13 protein-coding genes are annotated in these 13,681 nt (G+C 70.3%); 11 read left to right on the top strand and 2 right to left on the bottom strand.

Going from position 1 to position 13,681, the window contains the following annotated elements; translation table 11 throughout:
• Positions 1-15 precede the first annotated feature (15 nt).
• Entirely contained in the window at positions 16-2,154 is a 2,139-nt protein-coding gene (tkt, locus tag EAD98_RS05760) for a transketolase (protein WP_121653034.1), read from the bottom strand.
• A 267-nt stretch (positions 2,155-2,421) separates the two neighbouring features.
• Between tkt and EAD98_RS05755 the strand changes: the two genes are divergently transcribed.
• The 3 genes from EAD98_RS05755 (at position 2,422) to EAD98_RS05745 (ending at position 4,920) form a co-directional block, all read left to right on the top strand.
• Entirely contained in the window at positions 2,422-3,375 is a 954-nt protein-coding gene (locus tag EAD98_RS05755) for a heme o synthase (protein ID WP_121653033.1), read from the top strand.
• Positions 3,376-3,648: 273 nt separating this feature from the next.
• Positions 3,649-3,984 carry a hypothetical protein gene (locus EAD98_RS05750; RefSeq protein WP_121653032.1) on the top strand — a complete coding sequence of 112 codons (336 nt, stop codon included), beginning with the start codon at positions 3,649-3,651 and terminating at the stop codon, positions 3,982-3,984.
• Positions 3,985-3,999: 15 nt separating this feature from the next.
• A complete protein-coding gene (locus EAD98_RS05745; RefSeq protein WP_121653031.1) occupies positions 4,000-4,920 on the top strand; it encodes a RimK family alpha-L-glutamate ligase in 921 nt (306 codons plus the stop codon).
• Between the two features lie 470 nt (positions 4,921-5,390).
• Here EAD98_RS05745 and EAD98_RS05740 read toward each other — a convergent pair whose 3' ends face one another.
• Positions 5,391-6,338, bottom strand: coding sequence for a heme A synthase (locus EAD98_RS05740; RefSeq protein WP_121653030.1), 948 nt, complete (start codon positions 6,336-6,338; stop codon positions 5,391-5,393).
• 194 nt (positions 6,339-6,532) lie between these two features.
• Here EAD98_RS05740 and EAD98_RS05735 point away from each other — a divergent pair, with 194 nt between their 5' ends.
• Genes EAD98_RS05735 through EAD98_RS05700 form a run of 8 tightly spaced genes read left to right on the top strand, consistent with a single transcriptional unit; the run spans position 6,533 to position 13,254 of the window.
• Positions 6,533-7,255, top strand: coding sequence for a metalloregulator ArsR/SmtB family transcription factor (locus EAD98_RS05735; RefSeq protein ID WP_121653049.1), 723 nt, complete (start codon positions 6,533-6,535; stop codon positions 7,253-7,255).
• Positions 7,252-8,682: a Fe-S cluster assembly protein SufB gene (gene sufB / locus EAD98_RS05730; RefSeq protein WP_121653029.1), complete on the top strand. Its 1,431-nt coding sequence runs from the start codon at positions 7,252-7,254 to the stop codon at positions 8,680-8,682. The genes EAD98_RS05735 and sufB overlap by 4 nt, the downstream gene beginning before the upstream one ends.
• Before the next feature lie 56 nt (positions 8,683-8,738).
• Entirely contained in the window at positions 8,739-9,881 is a 1,143-nt protein-coding gene (sufD, locus tag EAD98_RS05725) for a Fe-S cluster assembly protein SufD (RefSeq protein ID WP_121653028.1), read from the top strand.
• The gene (locus tag EAD98_RS05720; RefSeq protein WP_074312767.1) at positions 9,881-10,207 is read left to right on the top strand and encodes a non-heme iron oxygenase ferredoxin subunit; all 327 of its coding nucleotides are present in this window, start codon (positions 9,881-9,883) and stop codon (positions 10,205-10,207) included. Before sufD ends, EAD98_RS05720 begins: the two co-directional genes overlap by 1 nt.
• Positions 10,207-10,980: a Fe-S cluster assembly ATPase SufC gene (gene sufC / locus EAD98_RS05715; RefSeq protein ID WP_121653027.1), complete on the top strand. Its 774-nt coding sequence runs from the start codon at positions 10,207-10,209 to the stop codon at positions 10,978-10,980. The genes EAD98_RS05720 and sufC overlap by 1 nt, the downstream gene beginning before the upstream one ends.
• A gap of 20 nt (positions 10,981-11,000) precedes the next feature.
• On the top strand, positions 11,001-12,305 hold the full coding sequence (locus EAD98_RS05710; protein WP_121653026.1) for a cysteine desulfurase: 1,305 nt from the start codon (positions 11,001-11,003) through the stop codon (positions 12,303-12,305).
• A gap of 2 nt (positions 12,306-12,307) precedes the next feature.
• Positions 12,308-12,781 (top strand): Fe-S cluster assembly sulfur transfer protein SufU, encoded by a 474-nt coding sequence (sufU, locus tag EAD98_RS05705; RefSeq protein WP_121653048.1) that lies wholly within the window; start codon positions 12,308-12,310, stop codon positions 12,779-12,781.
• Positions 12,778-13,254, top strand: coding sequence for a metal-sulfur cluster assembly factor (locus EAD98_RS05700; protein WP_121653025.1), 477 nt, complete (start codon positions 12,778-12,780; stop codon positions 13,252-13,254). Before sufU ends, EAD98_RS05700 begins: the two co-directional genes overlap by 4 nt.
• Positions 13,255-13,681 lie beyond the last annotated feature (427 nt).

The raw sequence follows: 13,681 nt of genomic DNA, 5'->3' as shown, positions 1-13,681 counted from the left end.
CCGTCCACGCTCCCCTCAGTTGCCGGTCGTGAAACCGGTGATGTCGCCCACCCGGGCCAGCGAGGCATGTGCCGCCGCCACGATCCGGTCGGGGGTGAACCCGAACTGCTCGAAGAGCACGGTGTGCGGGGCACTCGCGCCGTAGTGCTCCAGGCTGACGCTCTCGCCGAGGTCGCCGACCACGCCGCGCCAGGACATCGCGATGCCCGCCTCCACGCTCACCCGTGCCTTTACCCCGCGTGGGAGCACCGACTCCCGGTACGCCTCGTCCTGCTCGTAGAACCACTCCTGGCAGGGCATCGAGACCACCCGGGTGGGCGTGCCGTCGGCCTCCAGGCGCTCGCGGGCGGTCAGGCAGAGCTGCACCTCCGACCCGGTGCCGATGATGATCACCTGCGGCTTGCCGTTGGACGCCTCGGCCAGCACGTAGCCGCCCTTGGCCACGCCGTCCGCGCCGCCCAGGACCGCACGGTCCAGCGTCGGCAGCGGCTGGCGGCTCAGCGCCAGCGCGGTCGGACGGTCGGTGTGCTCCAGCGCCAGCCGCCAGGCCCAGGCGGTCTCGTTGGCGTCGGCCGGACGGACCACGTCCAGGCCGGGGATGGCGCGCAGGGCGGTCAGGTGCTCCACCGGCTGGTGGGTGGGACCGTCCTCGCCGAGGCCGATCGAGTCGTGCGTCCAGACGTACGTCACCGGCAGCTTCATCAGCGCGGCCAGCCGCACCGAGGGGCGCATGTAGTCGCTGAACACCAGGAAGGTGCCGCCGTACGGGCGGGTGCCGCCGTGCAGGGCGATGCCGTTGAGGATCGCGCCCATGGCGTGCTCGCGGATGCCGAAGTGCAGCGTGCGGCCGTACTCGTGGCCGGGGAAGTCCTTGGTGGCGTGCGACGCGGGGATGAAGGACGGCTCGCCCTTCATGGTGGTGTTGTTGCTCTCGGCCAGGTCGGCCGAGCCGCCCCACAGCTCCGGCAGCACCGGCGCGAGCGCCTCCAGCACCTTGCCGGAGGCGGCCCGGGTGGCCACGCCCTTGGCGTCGGCGGGGAAGGTGGGCAGCGCGTCGGCCCAGCCCTCGGGCAGCACCCGGCCGGCCATCCGCTCGTAGAGCGCCGTGCGCTCCGGGTTGGCGGCCTTCCAGGCGTCGAACGCGGTGGTCCACTGCTCCTGGGCGGCGGCGCCGCGGCCCATCACCGTCCGGGCGTGGCCGAGCACCTTTTCGTCGACGTCGAAGCTCTTGTCCGGGTCGAAGCCGAGGATCCGCTTGGTGGCCTTCACCTCGTCGGCGCCGAGCGCCGAACCGTGGATCTTGCCGGTGTTCTGCTTGTTGGGCGCGGGCCAGCCGATGATGGTGCGCAGCGCGATGAAGGAGGGGCGCCCGGTCTCCGCCTTGGCGGCCAGCAGCGCCTGGTGGAGCGCCTCGGCGTCCTCGTGGTAGTCGCCCTGGTCGGCGTCGCCGCTGCGCCAGTCGACGGTCTGCACGTGCCAGCCGTACGCCTCGTAGCGGGCGGCCACGTCCTCGCTCTTGGCGATCCGGGTGTCGTCCTCGATCGAGATCTCGTTGTCGTCGTAGATCACCGTGAGGTTGCCCAGCTGCTGGTGCCCGGCGAGTGCGCTGGCCTCGTGGCTGATGCCCTCCTCGATGTCACCGTCGGAGACGATGCACCAGATGTCGTGGTCGAAGACGGACGCGCCGGGCTCGGTCTCCGGGTCGAACAGGCCGCGCTCACGGCGGGCCGCCATGGCCATGCCGACCGCGTTGCCCAGGCCCTGGCCGAGCGGACCGGTGGTGGTCTCCACGCCCGGGGTGTGCCCGTGCTCGGGGTGACCCGGGGTGAGCGAGCCCCACTGCCGCAGCGACTGCAGGTCGGACAGGCTCATCGGGTAGCCGGAGAGGAACAGCTGGATGTAGAGCGTCAGGCTGGAGTGCCCGGCGGAGAGCACGAACCGGTCCCGACCGGGCCAGTTCGGGTCGGCGGGGTTGTGCCGCATGACCCGGTTGAAGAGCAGGTAGGCCGCGGGCGCGAGGCTCATCGCGGTGCCCGGGTGGCCGTTGCCGGATTTCTCCACGGCGTCCATGGCCAGCACGCGGACGGTGTCGACGGCCCGGCGGTCGAGGTCGGTCCAGTTGAGTGCGGAGTGCTCGGGTCGGTTGGCAGCCACGATGGTTGTGCTCCTCGGCAAGATGGGCGGAACCCTCACTGGTGACCCTATCGAGCGTGCCTAAACGTCCGCCCGGGGATCTCTGCATGGTGTGCGGTACGTGACGGCGCGTCGCGTCGTTCAACCCGGTGGTGTGACGGCCCGCACCGTTGTCGGGTCGGCCGGGCAGCCAAAACGACAACGCGTAGTGTGTGGGTCGGTATGCGGACCCGGACCGGGTCCTGCTGATCCGATCTCCCCGTGCCGAATGCCGGAAGGTGGCAATCCGTGAGCATGATCACCGAGCGCCCCGCGAGCAACCCTGCCGGGCGGCCCCCGGCTCGGGCGGTCGAGGGTCCGGTGGCGCGGCGGGACGTGCGCGCGGTCCTCTCGGCGTACGTGGCGCTCACCAAGCCGCGGATCGTGGAGCTGCTGCTGGTCACGACCGTCCCCGCGATGATGCTCGCCGACGGCGGTCTGCCGTCGCTGTGGCTGATGGCCGTGGTGCTGGTCGGTGGCTCGCTCGCCGCGGGCGCGGCCAGCGTGCTCAACTGCTACATCGACCGGGACATCGACCAGTTGATGCGGCGCACCAAGCGCCGCCCGCTGCCGGCGCACACCGTGTCGCCGCGGAGCGCGCTGGTCTTCGGTCTGGTGCTGGCGGCGATCTCGGTCGTCCTGATGGCGGCGTTCACCAACCTGCTGGCCGCCGCGCTGACCCTAGCCGCGATCGCCTACTACGACCTCGTCTACACGCTGTGGCTCAAGCGCTCCACCGCGACCAACACCTTCTGGGGCGGGGCCTGCGGGGCCGCGCCGGTGCTGATCGGCTGGGCGGCGGTGACCGGCTCGCTGGCGCCCGCCGCCTGGGGGCTGTTCGCGGTGGTCTTCTTCTGGCAGATGCCGCACTTCTACCCGCTCGCCATGAAGTACAAGGACGACTACGCCCGCGCCGGGATCCCGATGCTGCCGGTGGTGGCCTCGACCCGCCGGGTGAACGCCGAGATCCTGATCTTCGCCTGGCTCACCGTGCTCACCTCGCTGGCGGTCTGGCCGCTGGGGCTCAGCGCGATCTACGGCGTACCGACCCTGGTGGTGGGTGCCATCTTCCTGGTCGAGGCGCACCGCCTCTGCGGGCGGGCGAAGCGCGGCGAGGCGGTCAAGCCGATGCGGCTGTTCCACTGGTCGACGACGTACCTGACCATCGTCTTCGTCGCCGTCGCTGTCGACGCGCTGATCTGACCTCCCCGCGCGTCCGGGGTAAATTCTTCGACTAATCACAGTCATAGATGAGTTGTCCGGCTTTAACGTCACATCAGAGTAACTATCGGCATGAGTCGGATCGACTCAACTTGCGGCGATTGAATCCTGATTTACCCGGATGTTTTGAAGTGCAAAGTCCGGATAAAACCGGACAAGCAACCTGTGGTCTTCCTTAAACCTGTAGGTAATTGGCATCACAAAAGCTTCATGGTTCTCACCCGTGTGAGTGGAACTCTGCTTAGGCTTCGCGTCATGGCAGATGGTTCCGATACGACGCTGACGGCCGAGCAGACCGCCGCCGAGCAGGCGCCCCACGGCCTGGTCGCGGGCCTCAGGGCGTTCGCCGCCGGACACGGCGGAGCGAAGGCGGTCATCGAGTACGTCGGCAAGCGTGGCGCGCGAATCGTCCTCGTGGGTACCGACGGTGAGTGGGGCGACCAGTTCGCCGACGACACCGTCACCGCCCGGGAGGCGTGCGCCAAGGCGGGAGTCACCGTCGAGAACGCCTGGGAGCGTGAACTGATGGACCAGATGCGTCCGAGCAACGACCTGTGGCGGTCGATGGCCCGGCGCACGATGGCCCGCTGAGAATAGACACCTGAATTGACCGACAATCGCCAGTCGACCCGGGGGAAACCCCGGGTCGCTCTCGTCACCTGCACCGAAATCGCCGACCTCGACCCGGACGACCGGCTGGTCCTCGCACCGCTCGCCGCCCGGGGGATCGCGGCCGAGGCGGCCCTCTGGGACGACCCCGACGTCGACTGGTCCGCCTACGACCTCGTCGTGCTGCGCTCGCCGTGGGACTACGCGCTGCGCCGCGACGAGTTCGTCGCCTGGGCCTCCTCCGTGCCGACGCTGGTCAATCCCGCCGAGGTGGTGCGCTGGAACACCGACAAGCGCTACCTCGCCGAGCTGAGCGCGGCCGGTGTGCCGACCGTGCCGACGTCCTGGGTCGAGCCGGGGGAGACCTGGCAGCCGCCGGCCGACTCCGGCGAGTACGTGATCAAGCCGGCGGTCAGCGCGGGCAGCCAGGACACCGGGCGGTACGACCTGGCCGACCCGGAACACCGGGAACTCGCCGCGGCGCACGTACGCCGGCTCTCCGACGCCCGTCGGGTGACGATGGTTCAGCCGTACCTGACGGCGGTCGACACCGAGGGCGAGACGGCGCTGCTCTTCCTGGCCGGCCCGGACGGGCTGGCGTTCAGCCACGCGATCCGCAAGGGTCCGATGCTGACCGGGCCGGACCTCGGCCCGGACGGGCTCTACAAGGCGGAGGAGATCACCGCCCGCACCGCCCGCCCGGACCAGCTCGACGTGGCGGAGCGGACGCTGGCCACGGTGCCCGGCGGGACGCGGCAGCTGCTCTACGCGCGGGTCGACCTGATCCCCGGCCCGGACGGCGACCCGGTCCTGGTCGAGCTGGAGCTGACCGAGCCCTCGCTCTTCCTCGGCCACGCCGACTGGGCGCCCGACCGCCTCGCCGAGGCCGTCACCACCCACCTGGCCCGCCGCGGCTGACCCTCACCGGGCGTCCCCGCCTCGATCCGCGCAACTTCACTGAAGTTGTGGCCTCACCGCGCCACGACCCCACACTTTCCCTGAAGTTGCGCGCATCTCGGCTCGGGCGGACCGACCCCGCAGGTGGTAGTCAGACGTCCTTTGCTCTGCATACCTCCATGCGACACCCGGCGTCCGATCTCCGGACCGTGGGTGGTGTCGCATGGAGGTAAGCAAAGCAAAGCGTGCGGATGGTGTGGCCGCCGCCGACACCGCGTGGCGGGCTCCCGTCAGCGGGGCGTGTGGCAGGGCTTTGGGCGACAAGACCGCGCAACATCGTGGATGTAGTGGCATTCAGCGCGGCGGATACCACTAGAACCAGGATCGAGCGTGGCACCCGGCGTGCGGCGCGCAGGGGCAGGGGCACGGCAGGGCAGCAGGGTCAGCGAGGCCCGCGAGGTCAGCGACGCCCGCGGGGCGCGGCCCCCGGCTCAGGCGGGGGCCGGGACGGCTTCGGCGTCGGTGGGGGTGGCGGTTCGCGGCGTCGGGGCGACCGGACGGCGTTCGCGGGTGGACCACTGCACCGAGAGGGTGGCCAGCAGCACCAGGCAGGAGCCGAGCATGTGCGTGCCGACCAGGAACGCCGGGACGTGGGTGAAGTACTGCACGAAGCCGATCAAGCCCTGACCCAGCTCCACGGCGATCAGGACGATCGCGGCGCGGAAGGCCCGCTGGGCGCCGACGGCGCGGAACGCGAAGATCAGGGCCACCGAGAGGCCGATCAGCAGGAAGACGCCGTCGGCGTGCACCTGGGAGATGGTCTCCGGGTCCAGTCCGTTGCGGGCGGCGCCGTGGTCGCCCGCGTGCGGGCCGCTGCCGGTGACCCAGGTGCCGACGACCAGCACCGCGACGACGACGCCGGTCGTGACGCGGGCCAGCGCGCGCAGCGGGGTCGGCACCACGGCCACCGTGGGCCCGTCCGGCTCGGCGATGCGCCGCCACAGGGCGTACGCGGCCGCGATCACCGCCATCGAGGCGAGGAAGTGCAGCCCGACCACCCACGGGTTGAGGTTGGTGAGCACGGTGATGCCACCGATCACCGCCTGGGCGGGAATGCCCAGGAAGACCGCGACGGACAGCGCCAGCAGCCCGGGCCGCCTCGGTCGGTGCGCCAGCACGGCCAGTACGGTGGCCAGCGCGATCAGGCCCACCGCGAAGGTCAGCATCCGGTTGCCGAACTCGATCACCCCGTACACGCCCATCTCGGGCGTGGTGACGTAGGAATCGTCGGTGCACCGGGGCCAGGTGGGGCAACCGAGGCCCGAGGCGGTCAACCGGACGGCCCCGCCGGTGACGACGATGCCCACGTTCGCGATGATCGAGGTGAGCGCGAGGCGGCGCAGCAGGGTGCCGGAGACCGGACGGACGTATCGGTTCACGGCACAAATCCTACGCACCGTAGTGATCGAGGTTCTTCCGACTCCGCCGGGTCGGTGGTTCGGATCACCGGGGCCCGGGTTTGCGACCCTCCGGGTAATTACGTAACGTTGGCGTTGTGAAAAACGCGGCGGCGCTCTCCGGGCAGCAGCCGACGGCCGGTCCGGCCGTCGGTGCGAGCGCGTCCGCGCCGGTCGTGACCACGTCCGCCGCGCTCGGCGACGCCGCGCCGACCGAGGTTCCCACGCGGGACCGGGTCACCCAGCTGCTGCTGGAGCGGGGGGCCACCACCGCCGCGCAGCTCGGCGTGGCCCTCGGGCTCAGCCCGGCGGCGATCCGCCGGCACCTGGACGCGATGCTCGCCGACGGTGACGTGTACGCCCGCGAGCAGACCGTGCAGGGCAGCCGTGGGCGGGGGCGTCCGGCCAAGGTGTTCATGCTGACCGAGGCCGCCCGGGTCCGCTGTGGCACCCATCACTACGACAACATGGCCACGGCCGCGTTGCGTTGGATCGCCCGCAGCGGTGGCTCGGACGCGGTCGAGGCGTTCGCCACCGAGCAGGTGTCCGCCCTCGAGTCCCGCTGTCAGGCGGCCATGGAGGACGCCGGCGACGACCCCCTCGCCAGAGCCGAGGCACTCGCCGCGGCGCTCACCGCCGAGGGTTACGCTGCCAACGCGTCCACGATCGCCTCCGGCGGCCAGCTCTGCCAGCACCACTGCCCGGTGGCGCACGTGGCCGCCGAGTTTCCCCAGCTGTGCGAGGCCGAGACCGCGGTGATCTCCCGTCTGGTCGGCACCCACGTGCAGCGCCTGGCAACCATCGCGCACGGCGACGGGGTGTGCACCACGCACATTCCGACCCAGCCGGTACGCGCTCAATCCGGTAATCCCGTCACCACTGTGAGGACAGATAGATGACCGAGCAGATCGTCCAGCCCCTGACCCAGGAAGAGCAGCTCGCTGCGCTGGGTCGCTACGAGTACGGCTGGTCCGACCCGGACGCCGCCGGGGCGGCTGCCCAGCGCGGCATCAACGAGGCGGTGGTGCGGGACATCTCGGCCAAGAAGAACGAGCCGGCCTGGATGCTCGACCTGCGCCTGAAGGGTCTTCGGCTGTTCGGCCGCAAGCCGATGCCGGCCTGGGGCGCCGACCTCACCGGGATCGACTTCGACAACATCAAGTACTTCGTGCGGTCCACCGAGAAGCAGGCCACCAGCTGGGAGGACCTGCCCGAGGACATCAAGAACACCTACGACCGGCTGGGCATCCCGGAGGCGGAGAAGCAGCGGCTGGTCGCCGGTGTCGCGGCGCAGTACGAGTCCGAGGTCGTCTACCACAAGATCCGTGAGGACCTTGAGGAGCAGGGCGTCCTCTTCCTGGACACCGACACCGCGCTGCGTGAGCACGAGGACGTCTTCAAGGAGTACTTCGGCACGGTGATCCCGGTCGGCGACAACAAGTTCGCCGCGCTGAACACCTCCGTGTGGTCCGGTGGCTCGTTCATCTACGTGCCGAAGGGTGTGCACGTGGAGATCCCGCTGCAGGCCTACTTCCGGATCAACACGGAGAACATGGGCCAGTTCGAGCGGACGCTGATCATCGTCGACGAGGGTGCGTACGTGCACTACGTCGAGGGCTGCACCGCGCCGCTCTACTCCTCCGACTCGCTGCACAGCGCGGTCGTGGAGATCATCGTCAAGAAGAACGCGCGCTGCCGCTACACGACCATCCAGAACTGGTCGAACAACGTCTACAACCTGGTCACCAAGCGCGCCGTGTGCCACGAGGGCGCGACCATGGAGTGGGTCGACGGCAACATCGGCTCCAAGGTCACCATGAAGTACCCGGCGGTCTTCATGACGGGCGAGCACGCCAAGGGCGAGGTGCTCTCGGTGGCCATGGCCGGCGAGGGCCAGCACCAGGACGCCGGCGCCAAGATGGTGCACGCCGCGCCGCACACCTCCTCGACCATCGTGTCGAAGTCGATCGCCCGGGGCGGCGGCCGCACCTCGTACCGGGGTCTGGTGCAGGTGCTGGAGGGTTCGCACCACAGCCGGAGCACGGTCAAGTGCGACGCGTTGCTGGTCGACACCATCTCCCGCTCGGACACCTACCCGTACGTCGACATCCGCGAGGACGACGTGTCGATGGGGCACGAGGCGACCGTTTCCAAGATCAGTGACGACCAGCTCTTCTACCTGATGAGCCGGGGCCTGAGCGAGGACGAGGCGATGGCCATGATCGTGCGCGGCTTCATCGAGCCGATCGCCAAGGAGCTCCCGATGGAGTACGCCCTGGAGCTGAACCGGCTGATCGAACTCCAGATGGAGGGCGCGGTCGGCTGACGCCGCCCGCCCACCGAGCACCTGACACCGTCGTCGTAGAACAGACCAAGGAAGAAATGACTACCCAGGCTTCCGCGCCGCCCAGCACCAAGTCGCAGGCGCTGCGCTCGTACGACGTCGCCGACTTCCCGGCCCTCACCGGCCTGGAGGAGGAGTGGCGTTTCACCCCGCTCAAGCGGCTGCGCGGCCTCGCCGGTGAGCCGCAGGCCGCCACCGGCACGGTCCGGCACGAGTACGGCGACCTGCCCGAGGGCGTGGCCGTCGAGCGGATCGGCACCGACGACCCCCGGGTGGGCAGCGTGCTCACCCCGGTCGACCGGGTCAGCGCGCTCGCCTACGGCGGTGCCGGCGAGGCGCTGCTGCTCAGGGTGGCCAGCGACGTCGTGGTGGGTGCGCCGGTGAGCCTGCGGGTGGTCGGCGACAGCGCCGAGGGCCTGGCCTTCGGGCACACGTTCGTCGAGGTGGGCCGGTTCGCCGAGATGACCCTCGTGCTGGAGCACGTCGGCTCGGTGACCCTGGCCGACAACGTCGAGGTCTCCGTGGCCGACGGGGCGAAGCTGACCCTGGTCACCGTCGCGGACTGGGCCGACGACGCGGTGCAGGCGCAGCACCTCAAGATCAAGCTGGGTCGGGACGCCCGGGTGACCCACGTCCAGGTCAGCCTCGGTGGCGACCTGGTCCGGCAGTACACCTCGGTGGAGTACACGGGCCGCGGCGGCGAGGCCGAGCTGTACGGCGTCTACTTCGCCGACTCCGGCCAGCACCTGGAGCACCGGCAGCTGGTGGACCACAGCGTGCCGGACTGCCGCAGCTACGTCGGTTACCGGGGCGCCCTGCAGGGCGAGGACGCGCACACCGTCTGGGTGGGCGACGTGCTGATCCGGGCCGAGGCGACCGGCACCGACACGTACGAGATCAACCGGAACCTGCTGCTCACCGACGGCGCGCGGGCGGACTCCGTACCCAATCTGGAGATCGAGACCGGCGAGATCGCCGGCGCCGGCCACGCCAGCGCGACCGGCCGCTTCGACGACGAGCAGCTGTTCTACCTGATGGCCCGGGGCATCCCGGAGGGTGAGGCCCGCCGCCTGGTGGTCCGCGGCTTCTTCGCCGAGCTGATCAACAAGATCCCGGTGGAGTCGCTGCGCGAGCGCCTCGGCGACGCCATCGAGGCCCGGCTGACCAAGGCCGGCGCCTGATGATCCGGATCTGCTCCACCGAGGACGTGCCGAAGGGCACCGCGATCAGCGCGGACGTCGACGGCACCCCGATCGCGCTGGTGCACGGCGAGGACGGCCAGTTCTACGCCGCCTACGACGAGTGCTCGCACGCCTCGGTCGCCCTCTCCGAGGGTGAGGTCGACGGCTGCACGCTCGAGTGCTGGCTGCACGGCTCGCGCTTCGACCTGCGCACCGGGCAGCCCTCCGGGTTGCCGGCCACCGAACCCGTACCCGTCTACCCCGTCGAAGTCCGCGACGGCGACATCTACCTCAGCCTGACGCCGAGTAATGGAGTGACCCGATAATGAGCACCCTGGAGATCCGCGACCTGAAGGTGTCGGTCAAGCTGCCCGAGGGTGAGCTCAAGCCGATCCTGTCGGGCGTCGACCTGACCGTCCGCTCCGGTGAGACCCACGCGATCATGGGCCCGAACGGCTCCGGCAAGTCCACCCTGGCGTACTCGATCGCCGGCCACCCCAAGTACGAGATCACCGGCGGTTCGGTGACCCTCGACGGCGAGGACGTGCTCGCCATGACCGTCGACGAGCGGGCCCGCGCCGGCCTCTTCCTGGCCATGCAGTACCCGGTAGAGGTGCCCGGCGTCTCGGTGGCGAACTTCCTGCGCACCGCGAAGACCGCCATCGACGGCGAGGCGCCGAAGCTGCGCACCTGGGGCGGGGAGCTGCGCGGCGCCATGGAGCGGCTCCAGATGGACCCGGCGTTCGCCCAGCGCAACGTCAACGAGGGCTTCTCCGGCGGTGAGAAGAAGCGGCACGAGATCGTCCAGCTGGAGCTTCTCAAGCCGAAGATCGCGATCCTCGACGAGACCGACTCCGGCCTCGACGTGGACGCGCTGCGGGTCGTCAGCGAGGGCGTCAACCGGGTCCGCGACAACGGCGACACCGGCGTGCTGCTGATCACCCACTACACCCGGATCCTGCGCTACATCAAGCCGGACTTCGTGCACGTCTTCGTGGCCGGCCGGATCGTCGAGCAGGGCGGCCCGGAGCTGGCCGACAAGCTCGAGGCCGAGGGCTACGAGCGGTACGCCGCCGGGGCCGGCACGGCCAAGGCCTGAGCGGGAGAGGCGCTGCCGAGATGACCAGCATCGCGATCCCGTCCGGGATGCCGCAGTACGACGACGTGCCGCGTCTCGACGTGGCCCGGGTGCGCGCCGACTTCCCGATCCTGGACCGGGAAATCAACGGGCACCCGCTGGTCTACCTCGACAGCGCCAACACCTCGCACAAGCCCCGGCAGGTGCTCGACGTGCTCGGGGAGCACTACGCGCGGCACAACGCCAACGTGTCGCGCTCGGTGCACACCCTGGGCACCGAGGCCACCGAGGCGTACGAGGGGGCGCGGGCCAAGATCGCCGCGTTCCTCAACGCGTCGAGCCCGGACGAGGTGGTGTTCACCAAGAACTCCACCGAGGCGATCAACATCGTGGCGTACGCCTTCTCCAACGCCTCGTTGCGCCCGGACGGCGACCCCCGGTTCCGGCTGGGGCCGGGCGACGAGGTGGTGATCTCCGAGATGGAGCACCACTCGAACATCGTCCCGTGGCAGCTGCTCTGTGAGCGGACCGGCGCGACCCTGCGCTGGTTCCCGGTCACCGACCAGGGCCGGCTGGACGAGTCGGGCCTGGACGACCTGGTCACCGAGCGGACGAAGATCGTCTCGCTGGTGCACATGTCGAACATCCTCGGCACGGTCAACGCCACCTCCCGGATCACCGCGCGGGTCCGCGAGGTGGGCGCGCTGCTGCTGCTGGACTGCTCGCAGTCGGTGCCGCACCTGCCCATCGACGTGGTCGACCTGGACGCCGACTACATCGTCTTCACCGGGCACAAGATGTGCGGCCCGACCGGCATCGGTGTGCTCTGGGGACGGGGCGAGCTGCTGGCGGCCATGCCGCCGGTCTTCGGCGGCGGCTCGATGATCGAGACGGTCACCATGGCCCGGTCGACGTTCGCCGCTCCGCCGGCCCGGTTCGAGGCCGGCACCCCGCCGATCGCCGAGGCGGTCGCGCTCGGCGCGGCGGTGGACTACCTCACCGGGATCGGGATGTCGGCCATCCAGTGGCACGAGAAGGAGTTGACGGCGTACGCGCTGGAGGCCCTCGGCTCGGTGCGCGACCTGCGGATCTTCGGCCCGACCGTGCCCGTGGGCCGGGGCGGCACCATCTCGTTCGCGCTGGGTGACGTGCACCCGCACGACGTGGGTCAGGTGCTCGACTCGCTCGGCGTGCAGGTGCGGGTGGGCCACCACTGCGCGAAGCCGGTGTGCAGCCGGTTCGGTGTCCCGGCGATGACCCGGGCCTCGTTCTACCTCTACACCACCACCGAGGAGATCGACGCTCTGGTGGCCGGTCTGGAGCAGGTGCGGAAGGTGTTCGACTGATGGTGCAGCTCGACCAGCTCTACCAGGAGATCATCCTGGATCACTACAAGCACCCGCACGGGCGTGGCCTGCGCGACGCCGACGACCCGGGCGACCAGGTCGCGGAGGCGCACCACGTCAACCCGACCTGCGGCGACGAGGTCACCGTCCGGGTGGCCACCGACGGCGCGGTGCTGCACGACATCTCGTACGACGGGATGGGCTGCTCGATCAGCCAGGCGTCGGCGAGCGTGCTGCACGAGTTGCTGCGCGGTCGGGGCGCGGGGGAAGCATTTGAGGTGCACGAGGCGTTCGTCGAGTTGATGTCCGGCCGTGGCCAGGTCACGCCGGACGAGGACGTGCTCGGTGACGGGGTGGCTTTCGCGGGTGTTGCCCGCTACCCCGCTCGGGTCAAGTGCGCGCTGCTGCCGTGGATGGCGTTCAAGGACGCCGCGGCACGCGCCGGTGTGGGCGTGAGCCCGGAGGTGAAGGCATGAGCGAGAACACCGCTACCGCAGCGACGCCGGAGGCCGGTGACGCCACCGCGACGCCGCAGACCGACGGCGCGACGACCGACGGCGCGACGACCGACGGCGCGGCGACGCCGGGCGCCGGCGACGCCGCCGCCCCGGCGGCCGGCGTCAGCAAGGCGATGATCGCCGACATCGAGGAGGCGATGAAGGACGTCGTCGACCCGGAGCTCGGCATCAACGTGGTCGACCTGGGCCTGGTGTACGGGGTGCACGTCGACGACGAGAACGTCGCGACCCTGGACATGACCCTCACGTCGGCGGCCTGCCCGTTGACCGACGTGATCGAGGACCAGGCCCGGCAGGCGCTGACCACCGGCCCCGGCGGCGGCCTGGTCAACGACATCCGGATCAACTGGGTGTGGCTCCCGCCGTGGGGACCGGACAAGATCACCGACGAGGGTCGGGACCAGCTCCGTTCCCTCGGCTTCAACGTCTGAGCCGACTCCGGTCGGCTCTGCCCGTCGAGCGCGACACCCCGACCCGGGGGTGTCGCGCTCGATGCGTTCTGCCCCGTAACAGAGCGTGCGCCGCCCCTGCCGCGCCGTACGTCGCGTCGTCCCGCCCGGCAAGACGCGTCGTCCCGCCCGGCAAGATTCGCGCAATATCCCGGTTGTAGTGGTGACGGCAGCTCGGTGAGGCCACTAAAACCAGGATCAAGCACGATCCCTCAGGCCAGGCCAGGCCAGGCCAGGCCAGGCCACGCCACGCCGACGATCCGCGCAACATCAGCGATGTTGCTGCCTCCGGCGTCTCGGAGGCAGCAACGTCCCCGAGGTTGCACGAATCTTGGCCGCCACCCGCGCGCGAGGGGCCTGGGATAGCGCCGGCACGGCGGGAGTGCGGGCGGGGTGCACAGCGCGGGGC

This window comes from Micromonospora sp. CV4 (assembly GCF_003667455.1).
Classification (GTDB): Bacteria; Actinomycetota; Actinomycetes; order Mycobacteriales; family Micromonosporaceae; genus Micromonospora.
This window is presented reverse-complemented; position numbering and strand designations above follow the sequence as displayed.

Bases quoted from the DNA above. Each gene is read 5' to 3' on its own strand.
- EAD98_RS05750 (WP_121653032.1), top strand. From the start codon at position 3,649: ATGGCAGATGGTTCCGATACGACGCTGACGGCCGAGCAGACCGCCGCC.
- sufB (WP_121653029.1), top strand. From the start codon at position 7,252: ATGACCGAGCAGATCGTCCAGCCCCTGACCCAGGAAGAGCAGCTCGCT.
- sufD (WP_121653028.1), top strand. From the start codon at position 8,739: ATGACTACCCAGGCTTCCGCGCCGCCCAGCACCAAGTCGCAGGCGCTG.
- EAD98_RS05720 (WP_074312767.1), top strand. From the start codon at position 9,881: ATGATCCGGATCTGCTCCACCGAGGACGTGCCGAAGGGCACCGCGATC.
- sufC (WP_121653027.1), top strand. From the start codon at position 10,207: ATGAGCACCCTGGAGATCCGCGACCTGAAGGTGTCGGTCAAGCTGCCC.
- EAD98_RS05710 (WP_121653026.1), top strand. From the start codon at position 11,001: ATGACCAGCATCGCGATCCCGTCCGGGATGCCGCAGTACGACGACGTG.
- EAD98_RS05700 (WP_121653025.1), top strand. From the start codon at position 12,778: ATGAGCGAGAACACCGCTACCGCAGCGACGCCGGAGGCCGGTGACGCC.